23 protein-coding genes are annotated in these 23456 nt (G+C 64.1%); 21 read left to right on the top strand and 2 right to left on the bottom strand.

Translation table 11 applies throughout. The features are described from left to right. The first annotated feature begins 186 nt into the window (after positions 1-186). From BTM36_RS23890 to BTM36_RS23850, 9 genes are all read left to right on the top strand, one after another. The gene (locus BTM36_RS23890; protein WP_077238229.1) at positions 187-2256 is read left to right on the top strand and encodes a TonB-dependent receptor; all 2070 of its coding nucleotides are present in this window, start codon (positions 187-189) and stop codon (positions 2254-2256) included. Further along, positions 2256-3200, top strand: a complete 945-nt coding sequence (locus BTM36_RS23885) for an alpha/beta hydrolase (protein WP_077238228.1) — start codon at positions 2256-2258, stop codon at positions 3198-3200. Before BTM36_RS23890 ends, BTM36_RS23885 begins: the two co-directional genes overlap by 1 nt. A 151-nt stretch (positions 3201-3351) precedes the next feature. Continuing rightward, entirely contained in the window at positions 3352-4029 is a 678-nt protein-coding gene (locus BTM36_RS23880; RefSeq protein ID WP_077238227.1) for a PepSY-associated TM helix domain-containing protein, read from the top strand. A 76-nt stretch (positions 4030-4105) separates the two neighbouring features. Then, positions 4106-4651, top strand: coding sequence for a DUF2271 domain-containing protein (locus BTM36_RS23875; protein WP_077238226.1), 546 nt, complete (start codon positions 4106-4108; stop codon positions 4649-4651). Between the two features lie 53 nt (positions 4652-4704). Continuing rightward, the gene (locus BTM36_RS23870; protein ID WP_006464544.1) at positions 4705-5535 is read left to right on the top strand and encodes a DUF4198 domain-containing protein; all 831 of its coding nucleotides are present in this window, start codon (positions 4705-4707) and stop codon (positions 5533-5535) included. Positions 5536-5619: 84 nt separating this feature from the next. Further along, the gene (locus BTM36_RS23865) at positions 5620-6627 is read left to right on the top strand and encodes an FAD:protein FMN transferase (protein ID WP_077238225.1); all 1008 of its coding nucleotides are present in this window, start codon (positions 5620-5622) and stop codon (positions 6625-6627) included. Positions 6628-6629: 2 nt separating this feature from the next. Next, a complete protein-coding gene (locus BTM36_RS23860) occupies positions 6630-8174 on the top strand; it encodes a sulfite reductase subunit alpha (RefSeq protein WP_174616909.1) in 1545 nt (514 codons plus the stop codon). Between the two features lie 138 nt (positions 8175-8312). Further along, positions 8313-9671 (top strand): hemolysin family protein, encoded by a 1359-nt coding sequence (locus BTM36_RS23855; RefSeq protein WP_077238223.1) that lies wholly within the window; start codon positions 8313-8315, stop codon positions 9669-9671. A 317-nt stretch (positions 9672-9988) separates the two neighbouring features. Next, complete coding sequence (locus tag BTM36_RS23850) at positions 9989-10165, top strand: DUF1289 domain-containing protein (RefSeq protein ID WP_077238244.1); 177 nt, start codon at positions 9989-9991, stop codon at positions 10163-10165. A 24-nt stretch (positions 10166-10189) separates the two neighbouring features. Here BTM36_RS23850 and BTM36_RS23845 read toward each other — a convergent pair whose 3' ends face one another. Further along, on the bottom strand, positions 10190-10588 hold the full coding sequence (locus BTM36_RS23845; RefSeq protein ID WP_077238222.1) for a TM2 domain-containing protein: 399 nt from the start codon (positions 10586-10588) through the stop codon (positions 10190-10192). Between the two features lie 288 nt (positions 10589-10876). Between BTM36_RS23845 and BTM36_RS23840 the strand changes: the two genes are divergently transcribed. The 7 genes from BTM36_RS23840 to BTM36_RS23815 all read left to right on the top strand — a co-directional run bounded on the left by BTM36_RS23840 (position 10877) and on the right by BTM36_RS23815 (position 17070). Next, a complete protein-coding gene (locus tag BTM36_RS23840) occupies positions 10877-12211 on the top strand; it encodes an MFS transporter (RefSeq protein WP_077238243.1) in 1335 nt (444 codons plus the stop codon). 61 nt (positions 12212-12272) lie between these two features. Further along, positions 12273-12971, top strand: a complete 699-nt coding sequence (locus BTM36_RS23835) for a DUF4197 domain-containing protein (RefSeq protein WP_077238221.1) — start codon at positions 12273-12275, stop codon at positions 12969-12971. Positions 12972-13025: 54 nt separating this feature from the next. Next, positions 13026-13190: a hypothetical protein gene (locus tag BTM36_RS28450; RefSeq protein WP_168189832.1), complete on the top strand. Its 165-nt coding sequence runs from the start codon at positions 13026-13028 to the stop codon at positions 13188-13190. 386 nt (positions 13191-13576) lie between these two features. Further along, positions 13577-14290 carry an ABC transporter permease gene (locus BTM36_RS23830; protein WP_077238220.1) on the top strand — a complete coding sequence of 238 codons (714 nt, stop codon included), beginning with the start codon at positions 13577-13579 and terminating at the stop codon, positions 14288-14290. A 74-nt stretch (positions 14291-14364) separates the two neighbouring features. Next, entirely contained in the window at positions 14365-15279 is a 915-nt protein-coding gene (locus BTM36_RS23825; RefSeq protein WP_077238219.1) for a glycine betaine ABC transporter substrate-binding protein, read from the top strand. A gap of 10 nt (positions 15280-15289) precedes the next feature. Further along, on the top strand, positions 15290-15940 hold the full coding sequence (locus BTM36_RS23820) for an ABC transporter permease (protein WP_006464554.1): 651 nt from the start codon (positions 15290-15292) through the stop codon (positions 15938-15940). Continuing rightward, positions 15937-17070 (top strand): ABC transporter ATP-binding protein, encoded by a 1134-nt coding sequence (locus BTM36_RS23815; protein WP_006464555.1) that lies wholly within the window; start codon positions 15937-15939, stop codon positions 17068-17070. Before BTM36_RS23820 ends, BTM36_RS23815 begins: the two co-directional genes overlap by 4 nt. Before the next feature lie 329 nt (positions 17071-17399). Here the strand turns inward: BTM36_RS23815 and BTM36_RS23810 are convergent, their stop codons facing one another. Continuing rightward, positions 17400-18293 carry a LysR family transcriptional regulator gene (locus BTM36_RS23810; protein ID WP_006464556.1) on the bottom strand — a complete coding sequence of 298 codons (894 nt, stop codon included), beginning with the start codon at positions 18291-18293 and terminating at the stop codon, positions 17400-17402. Between the two features lie 168 nt (positions 18294-18461). On the opposite strand from BTM36_RS23810, the gene speB reads away from it, so the two are divergent. The 5 genes from speB to BTM36_RS23785 all read left to right on the top strand — a co-directional run bounded on the left by speB (position 18462) and on the right by BTM36_RS23785 (position 23455). After that, positions 18462-19415, top strand: a complete 954-nt coding sequence (gene speB / locus BTM36_RS23805; protein ID WP_006464558.1) for an agmatinase — start codon at positions 18462-18464, stop codon at positions 19413-19415. A gap of 75 nt (positions 19416-19490) precedes the next feature. After that, complete coding sequence (gene argH / locus BTM36_RS23800; RefSeq protein WP_077238218.1) at positions 19491-20939, top strand: argininosuccinate lyase; 1449 nt, start codon at positions 19491-19493, stop codon at positions 20937-20939. Continuing rightward, positions 20936-21811, top strand: a complete 876-nt coding sequence (locus tag BTM36_RS23795; protein WP_077238217.1) for an amino acid ABC transporter permease — start codon at positions 20936-20938, stop codon at positions 21809-21811. The genes argH and BTM36_RS23795 overlap by 4 nt, the downstream gene beginning before the upstream one ends. Continuing rightward, entirely contained in the window at positions 21808-22575 is a 768-nt protein-coding gene (locus BTM36_RS23790) for an amino acid ABC transporter ATP-binding protein (protein WP_077238216.1), read from the top strand. Before BTM36_RS23795 ends, BTM36_RS23790 begins: the two co-directional genes overlap by 4 nt. Positions 22576-22612: 37 nt before the next feature. Continuing rightward, positions 22613-23455, top strand: coding sequence for an ABC transporter substrate-binding protein (locus BTM36_RS23785; RefSeq protein WP_006464565.1), 843 nt, complete (start codon positions 22613-22615; stop codon positions 23453-23455). Position 23456: the final 1 nt, after the last annotated feature.

The following is a 23456-nucleotide window of genomic DNA, read 5'->3' as shown; positions in this document are numbered from 1 at the left end:
GACAAACTTTTGCCGATTTTAAATGAATATAATTCTCATTTGCAAATCAACGGCAATCGACCAGGACCCGTCCGGTCTGGCGCAAATCCATTTCCCCAGCGACGTTGCAGGCCATGACCGTGGCCAGCAGGGGAGCGTGTGCGCCCGGACGTCGGCACGCTGGCATCCAACAGGGGAAGCAATCACATGTACGCATACCGTCTTTTCACACCCAATCGCATGACGCTCGCGGTGGCTGCCGCACTGGCCTTGTCGGCCGGTCTGGCGCAGGCACAGCAGGCCGAAGCCGGCCTCAGCCAGGTGGTGGTCACCGCCACCGGTTTCGAGCAGGAAGTCATCGATGCACCGGCCAGCATCACCGTCATCGGCCAGGATGAATTGAAGAAGAAACCCTTTCGCGACCTTACCGATGCCTTGAAGGATGTCGAGGGCGTGACTGTCACCGGCACCGCCAGCGAAAAGGACATCTTCATTCGTGGCCTGCCCGGTGCCTATACCCTGATCCTGGTGGACGGCAAGCGGCAGAGCACGCGCGATGCGCGCACCAACGGCAATTCCGGCTTCGAGCAATCCTTCATTCCCCCGCTGGCGGCCATCGAACGCATCGAGGTGGTGCGTGGGCCGATGTCCTCGCTCTACGGCTCAGATGCGATGGGCGGCGTGATCAACATCATCACCAAGAAGGTGGCGCGCCAGTGGGGCGGCTCGGTCAGCGTCGATACCACCTTGCAGCAGCATGCCGACTCGGGAGATGCCTACCAGGGCCAGTTCTACGTCAACGGTCCCATCGCCAGCGATGTGCTGGGACTGCAGATGTGGGGCAAGGTCTACAAGCGCCAGGAAGACCGCATCCTCAACGGTAATACCAAGGCGCTGGACACCGACTTTACCGCCCGCCTGGCGCTGACGCCCAACAAGGACCACGACATCCTGGCCGAGATCGGTACCACCCAGGTGCGGCGCGATGCCTCCAGCTATCACACCCTGGCGGCCACGCGTACCACGGCCGATACCTACAACGAAAACCCGCGCGACCACATGTCGCTGTCGCATACCGGTCGCTATGGCTGGGCCACCTCGGATGTGTCCATCTCCTACGAGAAGGCGCAGCGCAAGAGCTACACCGAAAGCCCGGTCGGCAGCGACAGCTACACCCAGGCCGCGCGCGCCCCCAAGATCGAGAACCTGGTGATGGACGGCAAGCTGTCCCTGCCGCTGGGCGCGCACTGGCTGGTACTGGGCGGCCAGTGGAACGGGGCCACCCTGACCGACGTCAACCCGGGCGTGAGCAGTACCCTGGTGCAGCAGTTCAAGATCACCCAGAAGGCGCTGTTCGTCGAGGACGAGTGGAAGCTGACCGAACGCCTGGCCCTCACCGGCGGCCTGCGCCTGGACCACCACCAGGTCTATGGCAACCACTGGAGCCCACGCCTGTATGCGGTCTGGCATGGCAGCGAGCAACTGGTGCTCAAGGGTGGTGTCTCGCGTGGTTTCCGGGCGCCGGACATTCGCACCATCGCACCGGGCTACGCCTATACCACCGGGGGCGCTGGCTGCACTGTCGGCCCCACCGGCACCTGCGGGGTCATCATCGGCGACCCCAACCTCAAGCCCGAGACCAGCACCAGCTGGGAAATGGGCGCACAGTGGGATAACCACGCCGGCCTGGCCGCCGGTGCCACGCTGTTCTACACCGACTTCAAGGACAAGGTCAGCAATGCCCTGGTCTATAACGCCGATGGCAGCATTGCGCGCTGGTCGGCCAACAGCAACTATCGTCTCTGGACCAGCTACAACGTCGATCGCGCCACGATCAAGGGCATCGAGTTGAGCGGGCGCTGGCAGGCCACCCGCAGCGTGGCGTTCAAGTCCAACTACACCTATACCGATTCACGCCAGAAGGGAGGCGCCTACGATGGCTATGCGCTGGCCCGCACGCCAAAGCACATGTTCAACCTGCGTGCCGACTGGACCCCGGCCGATGCCTGGACCGTCTGGAGTGCGCTGGCCTACCACGGCAAGGAGGTCAATGCAGCTGCGCGCGTGGGGACTGCCGGCACCACCATTTCCTCGTCGGGGGTCAAGGAGTACCAGGGCTATACCCTGGCCGACCTGGGTGTGACGCATGACATCAACAAGCTCACCTCGGTCAGCGCGGCGATCTACAACCTTACCGACAAGCGTCTGGATGAGCAGAGCTTCAACACCGTCGGCGATGGGCGCCGCCTGTGGGTCAGCCTGACGCAGCGCTTCTGATGGCCGGCGTCGATCTGCACCGGCGGCGCCTGCTGGTGGCCGCCATGCTGGCCAGCCTGCCGGCAATGGCGGTAGCGCAGCCTGACCTGTCGCAGCGGCTGGGGCCGACGATTGCCGAGCACGGTTCGGCCTGGTATCGCTTCGAGCGCTTTGCGCTGCGCTCGCAGGACGGCCAGCGCAGCTACCGGGTGACCGTGTGCCTGCCACGCCGTGCCGCGCCGGCGGACGGTTATCCGGCCATCGTCCTGCTGGACGGCAATGCCGCGCTGGCGGCCATCGACGAAGCGCAGTTGCAGGCGCTGGACGCGGTCGGACCGCCGTTGATCGTGGCCATTGGCTACGACACTGACCTGCGCTTCGATGTCGCGGCCCGCGCCTATGACTACACGCCGCCCATTCCTGCCGGGCAGGCCGATGACGAAGCCCTGCGCGGACGCCGGGGCGGTGGGGCCGATGTGTTCCTGGACCTGTTGCAGGATCGCATCCTGCCGCAGGTGCGTCGGCTGGCGCCATTGGACAGTGGGCGCCTGAGCCTGTGGGGGCATTCCTACGGTGGCTTGTTCGTCTTGCATACGCTGTTCACCCGGCCGGGGCTGTTCTCCCGCTATATCGCCGCCAGCCCGTCGCTGTGGTGGCAGCGCGGCCTGATCCTGGAAGAAGAACGGCGTTTCACGGAGGCGCCCGGCGCCCGGCTGTGGCTGATGGTGGGGGAGGCCGAACAGCGCGAGCGCAAGCCCGCCCGGGAGCTCGATGAACGTAGCCGCGCCATGCTGGCCGCGCGCGCCTGGTTACCGCCCCAGGCACTGCAGGAAATGGCGGTGCGGCTGCGTCAGCGCCAGGGGCTGGAGGTGCAGATGCGCAGCTTCCCGGGGCTGGCGCACGGACCGATGCTGCCGGCCTCACTGGCCCTGGCGCTGCGTATCGCTGCCGGGCTGGCGCCTTGAGACGGACGGCTGCGGGAGCTGCGTGGGCGGGTTTGTATCGTCATGTATCGCAAAGTAAAAGACCCGCGATGGGGCTGGCACAGCGCAGCAGTGAAGCTATAATTGAGAATTGTTATTATTTGCAACCTGCTTCATTTCGGTTGTCGATTTCATGAAGGATTCTTCGCTCATCCCTGTCAATGCCGTTGCGGACCAGAAGCGTCGGGCCTTCTGGCTCAAGCACCTGCACCAGTGGCACTGGATCAGTTCCGGCATCTGCCTGGTGGCGATGCTGGCTTTCGCCGTCACCGGCCTGACGCTGAACCACGCCGCACAGATCGAAGCAAAGCCGCAGGTGGTGCATCGCACCGCCGTGCTGCCGCCCGCGCTGCTGACCCCGCTGCGCCAGCAGGCCGAGGCGGCGTCCGCCGTCGATACCAAAGGCGGCAGCAAGGACCCCTTGCCCGCGCCGGTGCGGGACTGGGTCGCCCAGCAGTGGTCGGTGGCGGTGGGCACGCAGGCGGCGGAGTGGTCGACCGACGAAGTCTATGTGGCGCTGCCACGTCCCGGCGGCGATGCCTGGCTGCGGGTGGCGCTGGAAGACGGGCAGGTGGAATACGAAAAGACCGATCGCGGCTGGATCTCCTATTTCAACGACCTCCACAAGGGCCGCAATACCGGCGCCGCCTGGAGCTGGTTCATCGATATTTTCGCCGTAGCCTGCCTGGTGTTCTGCATCACCGGGCTGTTCCTGTTGCAGATGCATGCCGGCAAGCGCCCGGCCACCTGGCCGCTGGTCGCGCTGGGCCTGGTGGCGCCACTGTTGCTGGCGCTGCTGTTCATGCATTGAAGCTTGCGTTTTTCTCCCAGCCAGACGAGCCCGGTGGGCTTGCAGCCAGCCATCCTGTCTTATTTTGCGAGGTCACATGAAGCGTAGTCATTCCATGCTGCTCAAACCGACCGCCCTGGCGCTGGCCATGGCGGCACTGTTCGCCACGGCCGCCCCGGCCGGTGCGGCGGAGATGAACCTGAAGATCGAGGTCCCCACCCTGAACGTGGCCGAATACCACCGGCCCTACCTGGCGGCCTGGATCGAACGCGCCGACCAGAGCGTGGCGGCCAATCTGGCGGTCTGGTACGACGTCAAGAAAAAGGACAAGGAAGGCGAGAAGTGGCTCAAGGATATGCGGCAGTGGTGGCGTCGTACTGGCCGCGAGCAGCAGATGCCGATCGACGGCGTCAGCGGTGCCACCCGCGCGCCGGGTGAGCAGAAGCTCAATTTCGGTTCTGCCAAGGGGCCGCTGGCCAATCTGGCCCCGGGTGACTATGTGCTGATGGTGGAAGCCGCCCGCGAAGTCGGCGGTCGCGAACTGGTCAAGCTGCCGTTCCAGTGGCCGCCCAAGTCGGTCCAGAGCGCCAAGGGCCAGGGCAGCAGTGAACTGGGGGCGGTAGCGCTGGAACTGAAGCCCTGAGGCACAGAAGCGCAGCATCACACCATAAAACCATCAAGAAAGAGGAACCTGTCATGACGTTTTCCCTGAAGCATTTCACCGCCCGTTCCATGAAGATCGCCGCGCTGGCCCTGGCCATCAGCCTGCCGCTGTCGGCCCATGCCCACCGCCAGTGGCTGCTGCCCTCGGCCACCGTGCTCTCCGGCAGCGAGGCCTGGGTGACGGTGGATGCGGCGGTCTCCAACGACCTGTTCTACTTCGAACACTTCCCACTGCGCCTGGACGGGCTGGTGGTGACCGGCCCCGACGGCAAGCCGCTGCAGGCGGTCAATGCCGCCACCGGCAAGTATCGCAGCACCTTCGATGTGCAACTGAGCCAGCCCGGCACCTACAAGATCGCCGTGGTCAACAACGGCGTCTTCGCCAGCTACAAGATCGATGGCCAGCAGAAGCGCTGGCGCGGTAGCGCCGAGGCCCTGGCCAAGGAGATCCCGGCCAACGCCACCGAACTGAAGGTGACCCAGATGAATAGCCGGGTGGAGACCTTCGTCACCGCCGGCAAGCCGACCACGGCTGCCCTGGCGCCGACCGGCACCGGTCTGGAGCTGGTCCCCGTGACCCATCCCACCGACCTGGTGGCGGGTGACACCGCGACCTTCCAGCTGCTGCTGGACGGCAAGCCGGCCCCCGACATCGAAGTGGAACTGGTGCCCGGCGGCATCCGCTATCGCGACAAGCTGCTCGATACCAAGCTCAAGACCGCGGCTGATGGCAAGTTCAGCGTGAAGTGGGCGGGCCCGGGCATGTACTGGATGGAAGCCAGCGTCGCCGACCAGAAGACCACGCTGCCGCAGGCCACCCAACGCCGCGCCACCTACATTGCCACCATCGAAGTGCTGCCCTGAGCACGGCCTGACCGACCTTGTTGGCGCCTGCGATGCGGGCGCCGTTTTCATTTTGGATACCTGTTTGGAGTGTGAGCGGTGACGATGTCCCATCGCGTGTTGATCCCCATCGACCTGGAGGCCCCGGCCGCGCTGCCCGCCGGGGTAGTGGCCCATCGCCTGGCCGGCGACACCATGGGCACGACCTGGAGCGTGCAAGTGCTGGCCCCGCCGGCGCTGACCACGGCGGCCATTGCCGATGCCATCCAGGCGCAGTTGCAGCGCGTGATCGACGAGATGAGCACCTGGTCGCCGCAGTCCATCATCAGCCGCTTCAACCAGGCCGAGGCCGGTAGCTGGCATGCATTGCCGCCGGCGTTCTTTACCGTGCTCGATGCCGCGCTGACGATGGCGGCCGACAGCGAAGGCGCCTTCGATCCCACGGTCGGGCCGCTGGTCGATCTGTGGGGTTTTGGCGCCGGTAGCGTGGTCACCGACCGTCTGAGCCTGCCCGATCCGGAGCGCCTTGCGGCCGTGCGCCAGCGCTGCGGCTGGCAGCGCATCGTACTGGACCGCGAGCAGCGCCGGGTGCTGCAGGCCGGTGGCGTTTCTCTGGATTTTTCAGGTATCGCCAAGGGTTACGCGGTCGATCTGGTGGCGCAGGCCCTGCATGAACTTGGCTGTGCAAGCTGGTTGGTGGAAATCGGTGGCGAGCTGGCCGGGCAGGGCCTCAAGGCCGACGGCCAGCCCTGGTGGGTGGCGCTGGAACGGCCCCCGCACGATACCGGCCCGGGCATGGTGGTGGCACTGCACGGCCTGTCGGTGGCGACCTCGGGCGACTATCGCCGCTATGTCGATCATCAGGGCCAGCGCTATGCCCACACCATCGATCCGCGTACTGGCGCACCGGTACGGCAGGCGCTGGCCTCGGTGACGGTACTGCACCGGCAGTGCATGGTGGCCGATGCACTGGCCACCGTGCTGACCGTGCTGGGCGAGGAGGCCGGCATGGCCTTCGCCCGCCAGCGCGGTATTGCGGCGCTGTTCATCAGCGCGCAGCCGCAGGGCTACCGCGAAACCATGACCCCGGCCCTGGCCGCCATGCTGGAGTGAGCATGGCACTGCAGACCCGTTATCTGTTGGCGGCGCTCGTCGCGCTGACCTATCTGGTGTTCTGCGTCATGACGGCGCTCACCTACCGCCGCGCGCAGCGCCGGCAGCAGGCGCAATGGGCGGGCGCGGCCGCAGGCAACAGCGATGCCGCCACCGTGCTGCTGGCCTTTGCCAGCCAGACCGGCACGGCCGAGCGCCTGGCCCTGCAGAGCGCGCAGAGCTTGCGGGCCGGCGGCATGGCGGTACGCGTGCTGCCGCTGGACCAGTTGCAGGAGGATGACCTGCTGCACGAGGATGACCTGCTGCGCAGGCGGCTGATCCTGTTCGTGGTCAGCACCACCGGCGAGGGCGATGCGCCCGACATGGCCGCCACCCTGGCGCAACGCATGGCGCAGCCGTCCCCGGGCGCGCCGCTGCCGCAACTGCAGTTCGGGGTGCTGGCGCTGGGCGACCGCAGCTACCAGCAATATTGCGCCTTCGGCTATGCGCTGCATGCCTGGCTGGGGCGCCGCCACGCGCAGCCGCTGTTCGATGTGATCGACGTCGACAACGGCGACGACGGTGCCCTGCGCCACTGGCAACATCAGCTGGGCGTGCTCAGCGGGCATAGCGACGAGGCCGACTGGAGTGCGCCGGCCTACGGGCGCTGGCGGCTGGCGCAGCGTCGGCTGCTCAATCCGGGTAGCGCCGGTGGAGCGGTGTACCACCTGCAACTCACGCCGCTGGACCTGCCCGCGCCGAGCTGGCAGGCCGGCGACATCGCCGAGATCGGCCCGCGCAACAGCGACCAGGCAGTACAGAGCTTCATACAGGCGCTGGGTTTGCAGAATGAAACGACAACGCTGGCTCCGGTGCTCGCCAGCCGCTTGCTGCCGCACGAGGCCGCGGCGCTGCAGGCCTTGCGCGGCTTGTCCGGCGCTGACCTGCTCGCCCGCCTGAAACCCTTGCCGCACCGTGCCTATTCGATTGCCTCGCTGCCGGCCGATGGTGGCCTGGAGCTGATGGTGCGGCTGATGCACCAGCCCGATGGCCGGGCTGGCATCGGTTCCGGCTGGCTGGGCCTGCATGCCGCGCCGGGCCAGGAGATCGACCTGCGGGTGCGGGTCAATACCGCCTTCCATGGCCCGCAGGACGACGGTCCGCTGATCCTGATCGGCAACGGCACCGGGCTGGCCGGACTGCGTGCGCATCTGCGCCAGCGCATCGCCGCCGGGCAGCGCCGCAACTGGCTGGTCTTCGGCGAGCGTTCGCATCGGCACGACTTCTTCCATGGCGACGAGCTGCAGGACTGGCTGGCCAAGGGCCATCTGCAGCGGCTGGACCTGGCCTTTTCGCGCGACCAGCCGCAGCGCATCTACGTGCAGGACAAGCTGCGCGAGGCCGCCGCTGAACTGTCGCAGTGGGTAGAGCAGGGCGCCAGCCTGTACGTGTGCGGCAGCCTGCAGGGCATGGCGGCCGGCGTCACGCTGGCGCTGCAGGAGATTCTGGGCGAGGCGGCCCTGCAGGCGCTGGCCGAGCAGGGGCGTTACCGGCGCGACGTCTATTGAGGGCAGACGTCGGGCCTCACAGGTGAAGTTGGCTGACAATGCCGGGAAATCCCATCGATTTGCCGGCATTTGCTTTATTTGCTTTTTATCCCCGTTGCGCGAGAGAATGTCACATCAAATCAATGAGATAAGAACAACATGAGCCTATTCGCCAGCCTGCTGCTGATCCTGCTCCTGGTGGTGGTCAGCGCCTTTCTTTCCTGCGCCGAGATTTCCATTGCAGCCTCCCGCAAGATCCGCCTGGAGATGATGTCCAAGGAGGGCGTGCAAAATGCCGACCGCGTGCTCTCGCTGCAGGCGCAGCCGGGCAATTTCTTCACGGTGGTGCAAATCGGTCTGAATGCCGTGGCCATCCTCGGTGGTGTGGTCGGCGAGCCGGCGCTGACGCCGCATATGCGCGAGATCATCAGCACCTTCTATGTCGGCCCGTTGCTGGAGAATGTCAGCTTCGCCATGTCCTTCCTGGTGGTGACGGCCTTCTTCATCCTTTTCGCCGATCTGATGCCCAAGCGCCTGGCCATGGTGGCGCCGGAGCGGGCGGCGGTGGCGCTGGTCAAGCCGATGCTGTTGCTGGAGAAGCTCTTCAAGCCGCTGGTGTGGTTCTTCAACAGCCTGTCGAAGTGGATTTTCACGCTCTTCGGCCTGCCCCAGGTGCGCACCGAAGTCATCACCCCCAACGAGATCCACGCCATGGTCGATGCCGGCGCCCAGGCCGGCGTGCTGCTCACGCAGGAGCATCACCTGATCGAAAACGTGTTCGAGCTGGAAAGCCGCTACGTGCCCTCGGCCATGACGCCGCGCGACAGCATCGTCTACTTCCTGCTTACCGATAGTGAAGACACGATACGCCAGAAGATCATCGAGCATCCGCATTCGCGCTTCCTGGTCTGCGAAGGCCATATCGATGCCGTGCTGGGCTATATCGACAGCAAGGACGTCTTGAAGCGCCTGCTCAAGGGCGAGCAGTTTTCCCTGGCCGACAAGGGGCTGGTGCATACCCCGCTGTCCATCCCCGACAGCCTGAACCTGTGGGAAGTGCTGGAGCGCATGAAGGCCATGGACGAGGACCTGGCCATCGTGGTCAACGAATATGCGCTGGTGGTGGGCATCATCAGCATCACCGATGTCACCGGGGTGTTGATGGGCAACCTGCTGGCCATGGCCGAGGAAGAGCAGCAGATCGTGCGCCGCGATGAAAACTCCTGGCTGATGGATGGTCTTACGCCGCTCAACGACGTGATGAACGAACTGGACATCGACGAATATCCCAACCCGGTCGGCTACGAGACCCTGGCCGGCTTCATCATGTACATGCTGCGCAAGATTCCCAAGAAGACCGATTTCGTGCTGTTCTCGGACTTCAAGTTCGAGGTGGTCGACATCGAGGGCAATCGCATCAACCAGTTGCTGGTGACCCGCTTCAAGCTGGAGCGGACGGACAAGGCGGACAAGGCGGATAACGCGGACAAGACCGACAAGGAAGCCGGTACGAATTAATACGATTTTTCAGATTTTTCCTATCCTCACGACCTGCCCGAATCGGGATACTTCCCCTCGGTCGTTTGCTTGAAAGACTGGTACTCGGGGAAAGCAGACGGCCGTTTCAAAAAGTAGCAAACGCAGCAAATGCAGTGACGCAGTAACTGAAGTAACCGTAGCAGAGGTAGTCGTGGGCAGCCCGCATCCGCAAGGATGCGGGCTTTTTTTCGTCGGTCGATTTCCGTATCGATGCTGCCATCGACGATGCCCGGCCTGCAGCGCCTGCCGCATTGAAGTACAGTCAGGCCTTTGGTGTATTCAAGCGGGAAGTGAAATTGGGAAAAGAGGTCAAGAGCCCTTGCGTCTCCTTGTGCAAGCTCAAGCACGAAGTCTGTACCGGCTGCGGGCGCACCCGGGATGAAATCAAGGACTGGAAATCGATGAAGCGCAAGGCGCAGCTGGACACCGTCCATCTCGCCGCCAAGCGCCTGAAGGCCCTGAAGAAGAAATAGCGGCGGCCGTGTGCCGCCGCGAGCTTACGTCCTGGCACCGTGGTTGCGTTCCGAAATCTGCGCGTTGAGCGTCCAGAAATCGTAGAGCACGCCCAGCAGGAAGAAGCCTCCCGTGAACAGGTAGACGATGCCCGAAATCCACTTGCCGATATACATGCGGTGTACGCCAAACAGGCCCAGGAAGGTCAGCAGCAGCCACGCCACCGAGTAATTGACCTCGCCACCGACGAAGCGCGCATCGGCCTGGCGATCCATCGAAGGGATCAGGAACAGGTCGATGATCCAGCCGATGCCCAGCAAGCCCAGCGTGAAGAACCAGATCGTGCCCGTCACCGGCTTGCCGTAGTAGAAGCGGTGAGCGCCGGTGAATCCGAAGATCCAGAGCAGGTAGCCCAGGGTTTTGCTGTGGGTGTCGTTGTTCATGCAGGCTCCAGAAAAAGTGCAGTTCAAAACCGTAAAAAGCAGGCGGCCCGGCACATTGTAGTGCGCGGACGGTGCGTTGCCTTACGGTAGAGCTACAAACAGAAGTGAAGTTCAGCAACAGGCACCGGTCAGCAAAGGCCCGCGGGGCTTGCCCGCAAGAAAAGCTCAACTGGTATAAACTGTGAAGCTTCAGGAGGCACAGAACCTCCGCCACCTTCATTCCGCCATCTGTTGCCCATCGTGCGACCTTCGCTGCTCATCCCGCTTATCGTCGGCTGTGCGCTGTTCATGGAAAACATGGACGCCACCGTGCTGGCCACCTCGCTCCCCGCGCTGGCGCGCGATCTCAACCAGGACCCGATCACCCTCAAGCTGGCCATGACCGCCTATGTCGCGGCGCTGGGCGTGTTCATCCCGATCTCGGGCTGGATGGCTGACAAGCTGGGCGCGCGCAAGGTGTTCAGCGCGGCCATGATCGTGTTCATGACCGGTTCCATCCTGTGCGCGGTCTCCGGGTCGCTGGTGACCTTCGTGGCAGCGCGTTTCCTGCAAGGCATCGGCGGGGCCATGATGGTGCCGGTGGGGCGGGTCATCATCGCCCGTTCGGTGGACAAGTCCGAACTGGTCAAGGCGGTCAGCTACCTCACCCTGCCGGCGCTGCTGGGGCCGGTGGTGGGGCCGCTGCTGGGTGGTTTCATCACCACCTACTTCCACTGGCGCTGGGTATTCCTGATCAATATTCCCTTCTGCTTCCTCGGCCTGTACCTGGCCAAGCGCTTCATCCAGAACTTCAAGGAAGACGACCCGGCACCGCTGGATGTGAAGGGTTTTGTACTGACCTCGGTCGGCGCGGCCATGATCATGCTGGGCCTGTCGCTGTTCGGCAGCCATCTGGTGGATGGCGCCACGCCGGTGGCGATGTGCTCCATCGGCGCCATCGCGCTGGTGATGTACTACCGCCATTCCACCCAGATCGCCTTCCCGCTGCTGGACTTCCGGCTGCTGCGCATTCCCACCCTGCATGCCAGCGTGGTGGGTGGTTCGCTGTTTCGCATCGGCCTGGGCGCCGTGCCTTTCCTGTTGCCGCTGGCCTTGCAGGAAGGGTTGGGGATGACCGCCTTCCAGGCCGGCAGCATCACCTGTGCCTCGGCCTTCGGCTCGCTGTTCATCCGCCTGCTGGCCAGCCGCGTGCTGCGCCGCTATGGCTTCCGCACGGTGCTGATGGTCAATGCCGTGTTCGCCGGTATTGCCCTGGCGGCGTACGGTATCTTCAGCATCCATACGCCTTATCTGCTCATTGTCACCATCGTGTTGATGGGCGGCGTGTTCCCGGCGCTGCAGTTCACCTGTCTCAATTCGATTGCCTATGCCGACATCGACAACCGCGATGCCGGTCGCGTCACCAGCCTGGCCAGCGTGATCCAGCAGCTGTCGCTGGGACTGGGCGTGACCGTGGCCGGTATCGTGCTGCAGCTGTCGAACCACCTGCAAGGCCATTCCAGCATCGTCGCTGCCGACTTCTGGCCGGCCTTCGTGGTGATCGGCCTGTTCTCGGTGGCCTCGGTGCCGATCAGCGGCAGGCTGCCGCACAACGCGGGCCTGGAGCTGTCGCGCGGCAAATGAGCCGATAGGGGAGACGGGGCAGGGCTGGTATCATCGCCGCACCGTCACGATGGAGTTCCGCATGTCCCTTCCTTCCTCCCCCCTGCGCCGCCTGGTTGCGGCCAGCCTGATCCTCGCCTCCTGCAGCGCCTTCGCATTTTCCCTCTCCGACCTGAGCAACCAGGACGCCAGCGCCGGCTTGAAGGCCGCGCTGGAAAAGGGCGCCAGCACGGCGGTCGCCAACCTCGGGCGTCCCAATGGCTTCTTCAATAACGACAAGGTCAAGATCCACCTGCCAGGCGCCCTGGAGCAGGCCATGCCCATCCTGCGCATGACCGGCATGGGTGGCCAGGTCGATGGCCTGGTGGCCGACATGAACCACGCGGCCGAAGCCGCCGTGCCGTTGGCCAAGCCGCTGCTGATCAACGCGGTCAAGGCCATGTCGGTGAGCGATGCCAAGAACATCCTGACCGGTGGCGACACCTCGGTGACCGACTTCTTCCGCCAGAAGACCTCGGGTGAGCTGGCCGTGAAGTTCCTGCCTCTGGTCAAGCAGATCACCGACCGCAACGGGCTCTCCGGCCGTTATAACGCTGTGATGGGGCAGGTCGCCAAGTCCGGACTGGTCAGCGCCGACCAGAGCACGGTGGAGGGCTACGTCACGCAGCGCGCGCTGGATGGCCTGTTCCTGATGATCGGCGAAGAGGAAAAGGCGATCCGCAAGGACCCGGTGGGCAGTGGCAGTGCCATCATCGGCAAGGTGTTTGGGGCTATCCGCTGAATACGTTCCAGGCCGATTCCTGATTTCCGACGCTGGCCGTCGCCAGCAGGTTGCATGGAAAAGATCGCCAGTCACAGCCGTGACTGGCGATTTTTTTTGACGCTTTACATCGTCGCCAAGCTCGGCAGGATGCCGCTTGGGGCAAGGGATAGCGCCGGAAGGGCGGTTTTCAGGTTGCACTCTTTTGACAGCATATTGACCGCTGTTGGGAACTTTTAAAAGTGCTTCAGATCTGCAAGTTATGGATTCATATTGCTACATTGCTGGACAGCATTAAGCGATTGGTTTAAACTATCGTTTGTCTTCGCGACATAACTTGTTCAACTACGACTCTCAGCAGTGTCCGATCCGCGCTTGTGCGGGTTGTCCAAATTTCCGGCTGGCAGCGCGAACGCCCTCCCGTTCTCCACGGTGAACCGTTCCCATCCCTGTCCGGTGTGCATCATGCCGAGGCTGGCTTCATCGCTTCGGTTTCATCGCTGCCCTTGCAGCTTTCGGTTCGCATCCAAACGATACGCCCTGATGGGCAGCGAACCCCTTAAAAATTGACTCTATAACCCGTCGTCGCGGCGTCATGTCGTGCCGGCTATACCAACGGGGGTAACATGACACGTGTTCGTCACGTCTTCGCCGGCGCATGCGGTATTGCGCTGGTCCTTGCAGGACTGGTCTGGTGGATCGGCCCGGAGGTCATCCAGAAGTATCGCGGTGACCTGATCTACTACACCGGCAAGCACCTGGAACTGGTCTTCTTTTCCATGGCGCTGGCCCTGGCGGCCGGTATTCCGGCCGGTATTGCGCTCTCGCGTCCCTCGATGCAGCGCAGTGCAGAAAAATTCATCCAGATCTTCAACATCGGTAACACCATCCCGTCCATCGCCGTGCTGGCGCTGGCACTGGCTTTCTTCGGCATCGGCAATGGTCCCACCATCCTGGCGCTGTGGTTGGCTTCGCTGCTGCCCATCGTGCGCAATACCTACGAGGGCTTGAAGAACGTGCCGGCTGCCATGAAGGAAGCGGCGCGCGGCATCGGCATGAAGCCGCACCAGATCCTGCTGCGGGTGGAATTGCCCAATGCGCTGCCCATCATCGTCGGTGGCGTGCGCACGGCGCTGGCGATCAACGTCGGGACCGCGCCGCTGTCGATGCTGATCGGCGGCGAGAGCCTGGGCGGCCTGATCTTCCCCGGCATCTACCTGAACAACCACGGCCAGCTGCTGCTGGGCGCGGCGGCCACGGCCTTGCTGGCACTGGTGCTCGATGCCCTGGTGACGACGCTCTCCGGCCTCTACCTGGCCCGACGCGGGCTGCGTACCTGAAGCCGCGCAGCGCAGACTTCCATCACAAGAACGACCGCACGCCGTCGCATCGGCAGAGCGGTAGAGAGGAAAGCATGACAATCAAGACCATCGCAAAATACGCCCTGTGTGCCCTCGCCATGGGCCTGGCCATGTTCGGCGCGGCCCGTGCGCAGGCGCAGAACCTGGTCATCGGCGGCAAGAATTTCACCGAGCAATTGCTGCTCTCGGACATGACCGCGCAATACTTGCGCGCCAAGGGCTATGACACCGAATTGAAGAACGGCCTGGGTACCACCCTGATGCGTTCGGCCCTGGAAAGCGGACAGCTCGACATCGTCTGGGACTACACCGGCACTGCCCTGATCGTCTACAACCACATAGAGGACAAGCTCGATCCCGACCAGATCTACCAGAAGGTCAAGGAGCTGGACGCCCCGCGTGGCCTGACCTGGCTGAACCAGTCCGAGTTGAACAATACCTACGCCTTCGCCATGCCGCGCGAGCTGGCCGAGAAATATCAGATTCATTCACTGCAGGACCTGGCCAAGCGCATCAACGAGGATGACAGCGAAGGCAACAAGCCCCACCTCATGGGTGTGGACTACGAGTTCGCCTCCCGTCCCGATGGCCTGGGCCCGATGCAGGCGCTCTATGGCTTCAAGCTCGATCGCAGCGAGGTCAAGCAGATGGACCCGGGGCTGGTCTATACGGCCCTGAAGAACGAACAGCTCTTCGTCGGCCTGACCTATGCCTCGGACGGCCGCATCAAGGGCTTCGACCTGCAGCTGCTGGAGGATGACAAGGGCTACTTCGCCGCCTACAAGGCGACCCCGGTGGTGCGCCAGGACATCCTGGAGAAGAACCCCGAGCTGGCAGCGCAATTGAACGAACTGGCCGCCAAGATCGACACGGCGACCATGACCGAACTGAACAAGCGCGTCGACATCGACCAGGAACCGGTGGCCAAGGTGGCCGCCGACTTCCTCAAGCAAGCCGGCCTGATCTGAGGAGGACACCATGAACATCTTCCAATACCTGCAATCGGACTGGCCCAACATCCTTGAACTGACCCTGCAACACCTGAAGCTGGTGGGTATCGCGGTCAGCCTGGCGATCCTCTTCGGTGTGCCGCTGGGCATCCTGGTGGTGCGCGTGCGCTGGCTGGCCGGCCCGCTGATGGGCCTGGCAACCATCGTGCTGACGCTGCCCTCGATCGCCCTGTTCGGGCTGATGATCCCGGTGTTCTCCAAATTCGGCGCGGGCATCGGCCCCTTGCCGGCCATCACCGCCGTGTTCCTGTATTCGCTGTTGCCGATCATGCGCAACACCTACCTCGCGCTGGAAAACATCGAGGCCGGCGTCAAGGAGGCCGGCATCGGCATCGGCATGACCTTCTGGCAGCGCCTGCGCATGGTGGACCTGCCGCTGGCGGTACCGGTGATCCTGGGCGGCGTGCGTACCGCCGTGGTGATGAATATCGGCGTGATGGCCATTGCCGCCGTCATCGGCGCCGGCGGCCTGGGCGTGCTGATCCTGCATGCCATCAGCCAGAGCAATATGCAAAAACTCGTGGTCGGCGCCGTGATGATCAGCGTCCTTGCGATCATCGCCGACACCCTGCTGCAACGACTGCAGAAAATCCTGACACCGAAAGGAGTTCAAAAATGATCGAACTGGACCAACTGAGCAAGACCTACACCCAAAAGGATGGCACCCAGGTCAAGGCGGTGGATGCCGTCAGCCTGAAGGTGGCCGAAGGCGAAATCTGCGTCTTCCTCGGCCCCTCGGGATGCGGCAAGACCACCACCCTGAAGATGATCAACCGCCTCATCAATCCAACCTCGGGCCGCGTGCTGTTGAACGGGCAGGACACCTCCGGCATCGATGAAGTCGAACTGCGCCGCCATATCGGCTATGTGATCCAGCAGATCGGCCTGTTCCCCAACATGACCATCGAGGAAAACATCACCATCGTTCCGCGCCTCCTGGGCTGGGACAAGAAGCGCTGCCACGAGCGCGCTACCGAGCTGATGGCCATGGTGGCGCTGGATCCGAAGAAATTCCTCAAGCGCTACCCGCGCGAATTGTCCGGCGGCCAGCAGCAGCGCATCGGCGTCATCCGCGCCCTGGCGGCGGACGCCCCGGTGCTGCTGATGGATGAACCCTTCGGCGCGGTCGATCCGATCAACCGCGAATCGATCCAGAACGAGTTCTTCCAGATGCAGCGGCAGTTGAACAAGACCGTCATCATGGTCAGCCACGACATCGACGAAGCCATCAAGCTGGGCGACAAGGTGGCCGTGTTCCGCGCCGGCAAGCTGGTGCAGTTCGACAATCCCGATACCTTGCTGGCCCGTCCCAAGGATGATTTCGTGGGCGCCTTCGTCGGCCAGGATCACACCTTGAAGCGCCTGCTGCTGGTGCGTGCCGGCGAGGCCGCCACCACCCCGGCCACGGCGCAGCCGGATGTGTCCTGCGACCAGGCCCTGGCGCTGATGGATGACCAGGATTCGCGCTATCTGACCATCATCGATGCCGACAACCGCGCCCTGGGCTACCTGACCCGCCGTGATGTGCGCGGCAATACCGGCGTGGCCGAGGACATGGTCCGTCCCTTCACCATGAACGCCGCCCCGGATGAAAACCTGCGCGTGGTGCTCTCCAAGATGTACAAGCACAGCACCAGCTGGATGCCGGTGATCGCCAACGATGGCAGCTACCTGGGCGAAGTGACCCAGGATTCGATCGCCAGCTATCTCAGCTCGGGCAAGTCGCGCGGGATGGCGATGGCGGCTTGATCGTGGTGTGGCGCGCCAAGAACGGAAGCGCCGCTGCGCCTTCGATACGCGCCTGCGGCGCTACTCAGGTCGAACGGTCGGTGGTAGAGGAGCGGCTGCACATCGACTCCGACCTGGGCCGCCGGTGAGCCTTCGATATGCGCCTGCGGCGCTACTCAGGTCGAACGGCCGGTGGTGGCGGGACGGCAGTGCATAGGCTCCGTTCGCCCTGAGTAGACGCGATAGCGTCGTATCGAAGGGCCGGTTCGGAGAGATTCCGTATCAACATCGCTCAAGGGCAATGCGCAGGCATTGCCCTTTTTTTGCGTCCTGCTGCGCTTCGCCGTGGCTTATTGTGCCGCCTTCAGGTCTTCCAGGAAGGCCGCCACGATGGGTTCGTTCACGCTGCTGCGATTGGTGACCACGCTGATGCCAACCTCATAGGACAGCTCGGTCCGGTTCAAAGCCCGCATCTGCCCGCGGGCGACATACTCGCGCCCCATCTCCTCGGGCAGGTAGCCCAGGTGCTGGCCGGAGAGGATGAGGATGGACATGGCTTCCATATTGCCGGTCACGGCCATGATGTTGCGTCGGTGGATGGGCACATGGCCGGGTGGCACCGGGTAGTCGCGCCAGGCCCAGGCGTGTTGCGCGGCCTGTTCCGGGGCTATCTCGCCGGGCTGGTCGAACAGCGGGTGGGGCGGGGCGCAGTAGGCCACCTGGCGCTCCAGCATCAGCTGCGTGTACTGCAGGGCGGTGACGCGGCGCCAGAAGTAGCCGATGGCGATCTGGATGCTGCCGTTCAGGAGCATCTCTTCCAGCTCGCTGGGCGTGCGCACCAGCAGTTCGATGCGCACCGCCTCATCACGCTGGCGAAACTGGCGAATCACGTCCGAGAGCCGGGTGTTGTGGTGGGCCGGGGTGTGGCCGATCAAGCCGATGGAGAGGGTGCCGACCAGGCGCTTGTCGAGATTGCGGGCTTCCATGCCGAACTCGGAGAGCGCATCCATCATGCGGCGCGCCGAATCGGCAAACTTCTCGCCCTTGGCGGTGAGCTTGAAACCGGCCCGGCCGCGCTCGCAGAGGCGAAAGCCCAGGCGCGTCTCCAGCGTGTTCAACTGGGCGCTGATGGTGGACTGGCCCACATTGAGCTTGGCCTGTGCCGCCGACACCCCGTGCGAATCCACCACCGCCAGGAAGACGCGGATCAGGCGCAGGTCCAGATCGAAGACATTGTTGAGCATGATGAGTGGGCGGGGCTGGGTTGGGCGGGGAGGGCGGCGAGGCCGGGGGAAGACCGCATTCTTACATTGATGGAAATCGATGTAAACGTCGCCACATCGATATATTTTCGCTAATCCTGCCTCGCTAGAATGCATTCAAGCTCATTGGCGATACAAGGATAAGCATCGATGGAACATGCACTATATCAGCCCCTCGGGGGTAATGTGATGCCCCGTTTTGGGGGGATTGCCACCATGATGCGGCTGCCGCATGTGGAAAATCCCGCTGGCCTGGACGTCGGATTCGTCGGTGTGCCGCTGGATATCGGCACTTCCAACCGCTCCGGCACGCGTTTCGGTCCGCGCCAGATCCGCACCGAATCGGTGCTGCTGCGCCCCTACAACATGGCCACCCGGGCTGCGCCCTTCGATTCGCTGAAGGTGGCCGATCTCGGCGACGTGGCCTTGAATCCCTACAGCCTGCTGGATTCGGTGCGCATGATCGAGGAGGCCTATGACGCCATCTATGCCACCGGCTGCAAGACCATCAGTCTGGGCGGCGACCATACGCTGACGCTGCCCATCCTGCGGGCCATGGCGCGTCACCGGGGACCGGTCGGGCTGATCCATGTGGACGCCCATGCCGACGTCAACGACACCATGAACGGCGAGAAGATCGCCCACGGCACACCCTTCCGGCGCGCCTTCGAAGAGGGCCTGCTGGACCCCAGGCGGGTGGTGCAGATCGGCCTGCGCGGCACGGGCTACCACGCCGACGACTTCGACTGGTGCCGCGCCCAGGGTTTCCGGGTGGTGCAGGCCGAGGAGTGCTGGCATCGCTCGCTGGCGCCGCTGATGGAAGAGGTGCGCGCGCAGATGGGCGACGGGCCGGTCTATCTCACCTTCGATATCGATGGCCTCGATCCGGCCTTCGCGCCCGGCACCGGCACGCCGGAAATCGGCGGACTCACGGTGCAGCAGGGGATGGAAATCATCCGTGGTTGCAAGGGGTTGGACATCGTCTCGGCCGATGTGGTCGAGGTCTCGCCACCCTATGACCAGGCCGGCACCACGGCGCTGGTGGCGGCCAACCTGGCATACGAAATGCTCTGTGTCTTCCCGGGTGTGAAATATCGTGCCTGATATCGTGCCTGATTGCGCGCCCGATACCGCAACCCATTGCATCACCCCGCCACTACCGCATGAGAAGGAAGCAGCATGACTGATACCCGCCTCTGGGGCGCGCGTTTCCGTTCGCCACCCGACCCGGCCCTGATGACACTCTCGCGGGGCGGCCTGGATCATTTCCGGCTGACCCGTTTCGACATCGTCTCGTCCCAGGCCCATGCGCGCCAGTTGCGCCTGGCCGGGCTGCTGACCGAGGCCGAATGCAATGCCATCGTCGCCAAGCTCGGCGAACTTGATGCCGCCATCGCCAGTGGTGCCGTGCGGCCCACCGCAGGCGACGAAGACGTGCATACCTTCATGGAGCGCGTGCTGGTGGAAGCGCTCGGCCCGACCGGCGCCAAGCTGCGGGCCGGCCGCTCGCGCAATGACCAGGCCGCCAACAACCTCAAGCTCTACCTGCGCGAGCAGGCACGCGCCATCGGCGCCTTGCTGCTGGACCTGCAGGACGCCCTGACGCACCAGGCCGGCCAGCATCTCGATACGCTGGTGCCTGGCTTCACCCATCTGCAGGCGGCGCAGCCGGTGGTGTTTGCGCACCAGTTGCTGGCCCATGCGCAGACCTTCAGTCGCGACATCTCGCGCCTGATCGACTGGGATCGGCGCGCAGCGTATTCGCCGCTGGGCGCGGCGGCCATGGCGGGGTCGGCCATTGCCCTGCATCCGGCGATCTCGGCCGCCGAGCTGGGCTATGACGGCCCCTGTGAAAACTCCATCGATGCCGTCGGCAGCCGCGATCACGTGGCCGAATTCCTGTTCGTCTGCGCCATGCTGGGGACGCATCTCTCGCGCCTGTCGGAAGAAGTCACGCTGTGGGTGTCGCGCCAGTTCCGCTGGGTGGAACTGGACGATGCCTTCTCCACCGGCAGTTCCATCATGCCGCAGAAGAAGAACCCCGATATCGCCGAACTCACCCGCGGCCGTTCGGCCCGTCTGATCTCGCTGCTGATGGACATGCTGGTGGCCTTGAAGGGGCTGCCGTTTTCCTACAATCGCGACCTGTCCGAAGACAAGTATTCGGCCTTCGAGGCCATCGATGTGCTGCACATGGTCTTGCCCGCCATGGCCGGCATGATGCGCACGCTGCAGGTGAACAAGGAGCGCATGCGTGCCGATGCCGCCCAGGGCTTCACCCTCGCCACCGAAGTGGCGGACTGGCTGTCGCGGCGCGGTGTGCCGTTCGCCCAGGCGCACGAGATCACGGGTGCCATGGTGCGCGCCTGCGAAGAGCGCGGAGTGGAGCTGCACCAGTTGAGCGATGCAGAGTTGAAAGTCATTAGTTCACATCTGTTGCCAGAAGTACGAACGGTTCTCACGCCCGAGGCCGCTGTGGCGGCGCGTAGCGGCGATGGCGGTACCGCACCGCTGCAGGTGCAGGTTCAACTGGAAAGATTGCAGGCTACCGTGGCCGCGCAGCGCCAGTGGACGCAGCAGGCGGTGTTGCCATCAGCAGCGGGAACAACAGCGGGAGCGACAGCATGAGCACCATCTCTCCCTATGCCATCGACCACCTCAAGGTGGTACCGCGCCGCTACTACGGACGCTGGCTGTCGGCCGCGCTGATCCTGCTGGCGCTGGGCTTCGTGGTACACGCCTTCGCCCACGGCCAGATCGAGTGGGCGGTGGTGGCCAAGTTCATGACGGCCAAGGTGATCCTGCAGGGCCTCTTGAACACCATCCTCATGACCATCTATGCGATGGTGGTGGGCATCGTGCTGGGCGTAGTCTTCGCGGTGATGGTGATGTCGCCCAACAAGCTGCTCAAGGCGGTGGCGACCTTCTACATCTGGTTCTTCCGGGGCACGCCCTTGCTGCTGCAGATGCTGCTGTGGTTCAACCTGGCGCTGGTGTTCCCGACCATGGGCATTCCCGGCTGGTTCGAGGCGCGCACGGTGGACATCATCACGCCCTTTGTGGCCAGCCTGCTGGGACTGGGCATCGGGCAGGGTGCCTATACCGCCGAGGTGGTGCGCGGCGGCATCCTGGCGGTGGACAATGGCCAGACCGAGGCCGCCAAGGCCATCGGCATGACGCGCCTGACCGCCTTGCGCCGCATCGTGCTGCCGCAGGCCATGCGGGTGATCATCCCGCCGGTGGGCAATGAGGTGATCAGCATGATCAAGCTGACCTCGGTGGCCAGCGTGATCCAGTTTTCCGAAATCCTGCACAACGCCCAGACCATCTATTTCGCCAATGCCCGCGTGATCGAACTGCTGATCGTGGCAACCGTCTGGTACCTGGCGGTGGTGACGGTGTTTTCCATCGGACAGCATTTCCTGGAACAGGTATTTGCCCGCGAGCGCCGTGCCCGGGCACGTACCCGTGCGGTGGGCGCACAGGGGGCCACAGGATGAGCACGCCCATGATCGTGGCCCATGAGGTCCAGAAATACTACGGTGGCTTCCACGCGCTCAAGGGCGTGAACCTGGAAGTCGAGGCCGGTGCCGTGACCTGCATCGTCGGTCCCTCGGGGTCGGGCAAGAGTACCTTCCTGCGTTGCATCAACCAGCTGGAAAGCATCGATGGCGGGGCCATCTGGGTCGGCGGCGAATTGCTGGGCTATCGCCGCCGTGGCGAGCAGTTGATCGAGCTGTCCGACGGTGAGATCGCCCGCCAGCGTCTGGCCAGCGGCATGGTGTTCCAGCGCTTCAACCTGTTCGCCCATATGACGGCGCTGCAGAACATCATGGAAGGCCCGGTGGTGGTGCAGAAGCGCCGTCGTGCCGAAGTGAAGGAAGAGGCGCTGGCCCTGCTGGCCCGGGTGGGCCTGGCGGGCAAGGCCGATGCCTATCCCTCTGAACTTTCCGGTGGCCAGCAGCAGCGCGTGGCGATCGCCCGCGCACTGGCCATGCGGCCCAAGCTGATGCTGTTCGACGAGCCGACCTCGGCGCTGGACCCGGAGCTGGTCGGCGAAGTGCTGGCGGTGATGAAGGATCTCGCCAGGAGCGGCATGACCATGATCGTGGTCACCCATGAGCTGGGCTTTGCACGTGAAGTCTCCAACCGGGTGGTGTTCATGGATGGCGGCCAGGTGATCGAGGCCGGCACCCCCGGTGAAGTGCTGGCGCGCCCGCAGCACCGACGTACCCAGGAATTCATCGCGGCCATCCTGGCCTGATGCGGCATTGCAGAACTCAACCAGAAAGGGGAATCCCGTGAAGCTGAAACACAAGACCATGTTGGGCCTGGCTACGTTGGCCGCCACCGTCACCCTGGCCGCCAGCGGCGCGCACGCGGCCGATCTGCCGGATCGCATCAAGAAGGCCGGCAAGCTGGTCATCGCCTCGCAGGCCAACTACCCGCCCATCGCCTACAAGGACCCGGCCACCGGCGAGCTGATGGGGCTGGACATCGACCTCGGGGCGGCCATCGCCAAGGAACTGGGCCTGAAGGTGGAGTACCAGGAAACCGCCTTCGCCCAGGTCTTCAGTTCGCTCACCACCGGCCGCGCCGACATCGCCATGGTGGCCATCAGCGACACGGCCGAACGCCAGAAGGTGGCCGACTTCATCGACTATATGAAGACCGGCCCGCAATTCTTCACGCTGCAGGCCAATGCGGCCCGCATCAAGGGCATCGCCGACGTCTGCGGCACCAAGGTCGGTGCCAGCCGCAATACCAACTGGCCGGGCCAGATCGCCGGCTGGAGCAAGGATAACTGTGAAGCCAAGGGCAAGCCGGCCATCACCGTGATCGGTACTGAAGGCTCGGTGGATGCGCGCACCCAGTTGAAGACCGGCCGCATCGACGTGGCGGTGCAGGGCAGCGAGACCCTGCCTTACTTCCAGGGCATGGAACCCAATACCTATGTCCTGCTGGGGCAGCCGCTGTTTGCGCAGGAGACCGGCATTCCGGTCTCCAAGAGCGAACCGGGCCTGCGCGACGCGGTGCTGGAGGCCCTGAAGCGCCTGCAGGCCAACGGGACCTACGACAAGCTGCTGGCCAAGTACAAGCTGCAGGGCAGCGCCATGCCGGCCGCGCTCAACCAGGGCAAGTGAG

This window comes from Herbaspirillum sp. VT-16-41, from assembly GCF_001994935.1.
Lineage (GTDB): Bacteria > Pseudomonadota > Gammaproteobacteria > Burkholderiales > Burkholderiaceae_D > Herbaspirillum > Herbaspirillum frisingense.
This window is presented reverse-complemented; position numbering and strand designations above follow the sequence as displayed.

Bases quoted from the DNA above. Each gene is read 5' to 3' on its own strand.
- BTM36_RS28450 (WP_168189832.1), top strand. From the start codon at position 13,026: ATGGAAAAGATCGCCAGTCACAGCCGTGACTGGCGATTTTTTTTGACG.
- BTM36_RS23820 (WP_006464554.1), top strand. From the start codon at position 15,290: ATGAACATCTTCCAATACCTGCAATCGGACTGGCCCAACATCCTTGAA.
- BTM36_RS23855 (WP_077238223.1), top strand. From the start codon at position 8,313: ATGAGCCTATTCGCCAGCCTGCTGCTGATCCTGCTCCTGGTGGTGGTC.
- argH (WP_077238218.1), top strand. From the start codon at position 19,491: ATGACTGATACCCGCCTCTGGGGCGCGCGTTTCCGTTCGCCACCCGAC.
- BTM36_RS23815 (WP_006464555.1), top strand. From the start codon at position 15,937: ATGATCGAACTGGACCAACTGAGCAAGACCTACACCCAAAAGGATGGC.
- BTM36_RS23875 (WP_077238226.1), top strand. From the start codon at position 4,106: ATGAAGCGTAGTCATTCCATGCTGCTCAAACCGACCGCCCTGGCGCTG.
- BTM36_RS23790 (WP_077238216.1), top strand. From the start codon at position 21,808: ATGAGCACGCCCATGATCGTGGCCCATGAGGTCCAGAAATACTACGGT.
- BTM36_RS23870 (WP_006464544.1), top strand. From the start codon at position 4,705: ATGACGTTTTCCCTGAAGCATTTCACCGCCCGTTCCATGAAGATCGCC.
- BTM36_RS23865 (WP_077238225.1), top strand. From the start codon at position 5,620: ATGTCCCATCGCGTGTTGATCCCCATCGACCTGGAGGCCCCGGCCGCG.
- BTM36_RS23840 (WP_077238243.1), top strand. From the start codon at position 10,877: ATGGAAAACATGGACGCCACCGTGCTGGCCACCTCGCTCCCCGCGCTG.
- BTM36_RS23835 (WP_077238221.1), top strand. From the start codon at position 12,273: ATGTCCCTTCCTTCCTCCCCCCTGCGCCGCCTGGTTGCGGCCAGCCTG.
- BTM36_RS23810 (WP_006464556.1), bottom strand. From the start codon at position 18,293: ATGCTCAACAATGTCTTCGATCTGGACCTGCGCCTGATCCGCGTCTTC.
- BTM36_RS23880 (WP_077238227.1), top strand. From the start codon at position 3,352: ATGAAGGATTCTTCGCTCATCCCTGTCAATGCCGTTGCGGACCAGAAG.
- BTM36_RS23830 (WP_077238220.1), top strand. From the start codon at position 13,577: ATGACACGTGTTCGTCACGTCTTCGCCGGCGCATGCGGTATTGCGCTG.
- BTM36_RS23845 (WP_077238222.1), bottom strand. From the start codon at position 10,588: ATGAACAACGACACCCACAGCAAAACCCTGGGCTACCTGCTCTGGATC.
- speB (WP_006464558.1), top strand. From the start codon at position 18,462: ATGGAACATGCACTATATCAGCCCCTCGGGGGTAATGTGATGCCCCGT.
- BTM36_RS23795 (WP_077238217.1), top strand. From the start codon at position 20,936: ATGAGCACCATCTCTCCCTATGCCATCGACCACCTCAAGGTGGTACCG.
- BTM36_RS23860 (WP_174616909.1), top strand. From the start codon at position 6,630: ATGGCACTGCAGACCCGTTATCTGTTGGCGGCGCTCGTCGCGCTGACC.
- BTM36_RS23885 (WP_077238228.1), top strand. From the start codon at position 2,256: ATGGCCGGCGTCGATCTGCACCGGCGGCGCCTGCTGGTGGCCGCCATG.
- BTM36_RS23825 (WP_077238219.1), top strand. From the start codon at position 14,365: ATGACAATCAAGACCATCGCAAAATACGCCCTGTGTGCCCTCGCCATG.
- BTM36_RS23890 (WP_077238229.1), top strand. From the start codon at position 187: ATGTACGCATACCGTCTTTTCACACCCAATCGCATGACGCTCGCGGTG.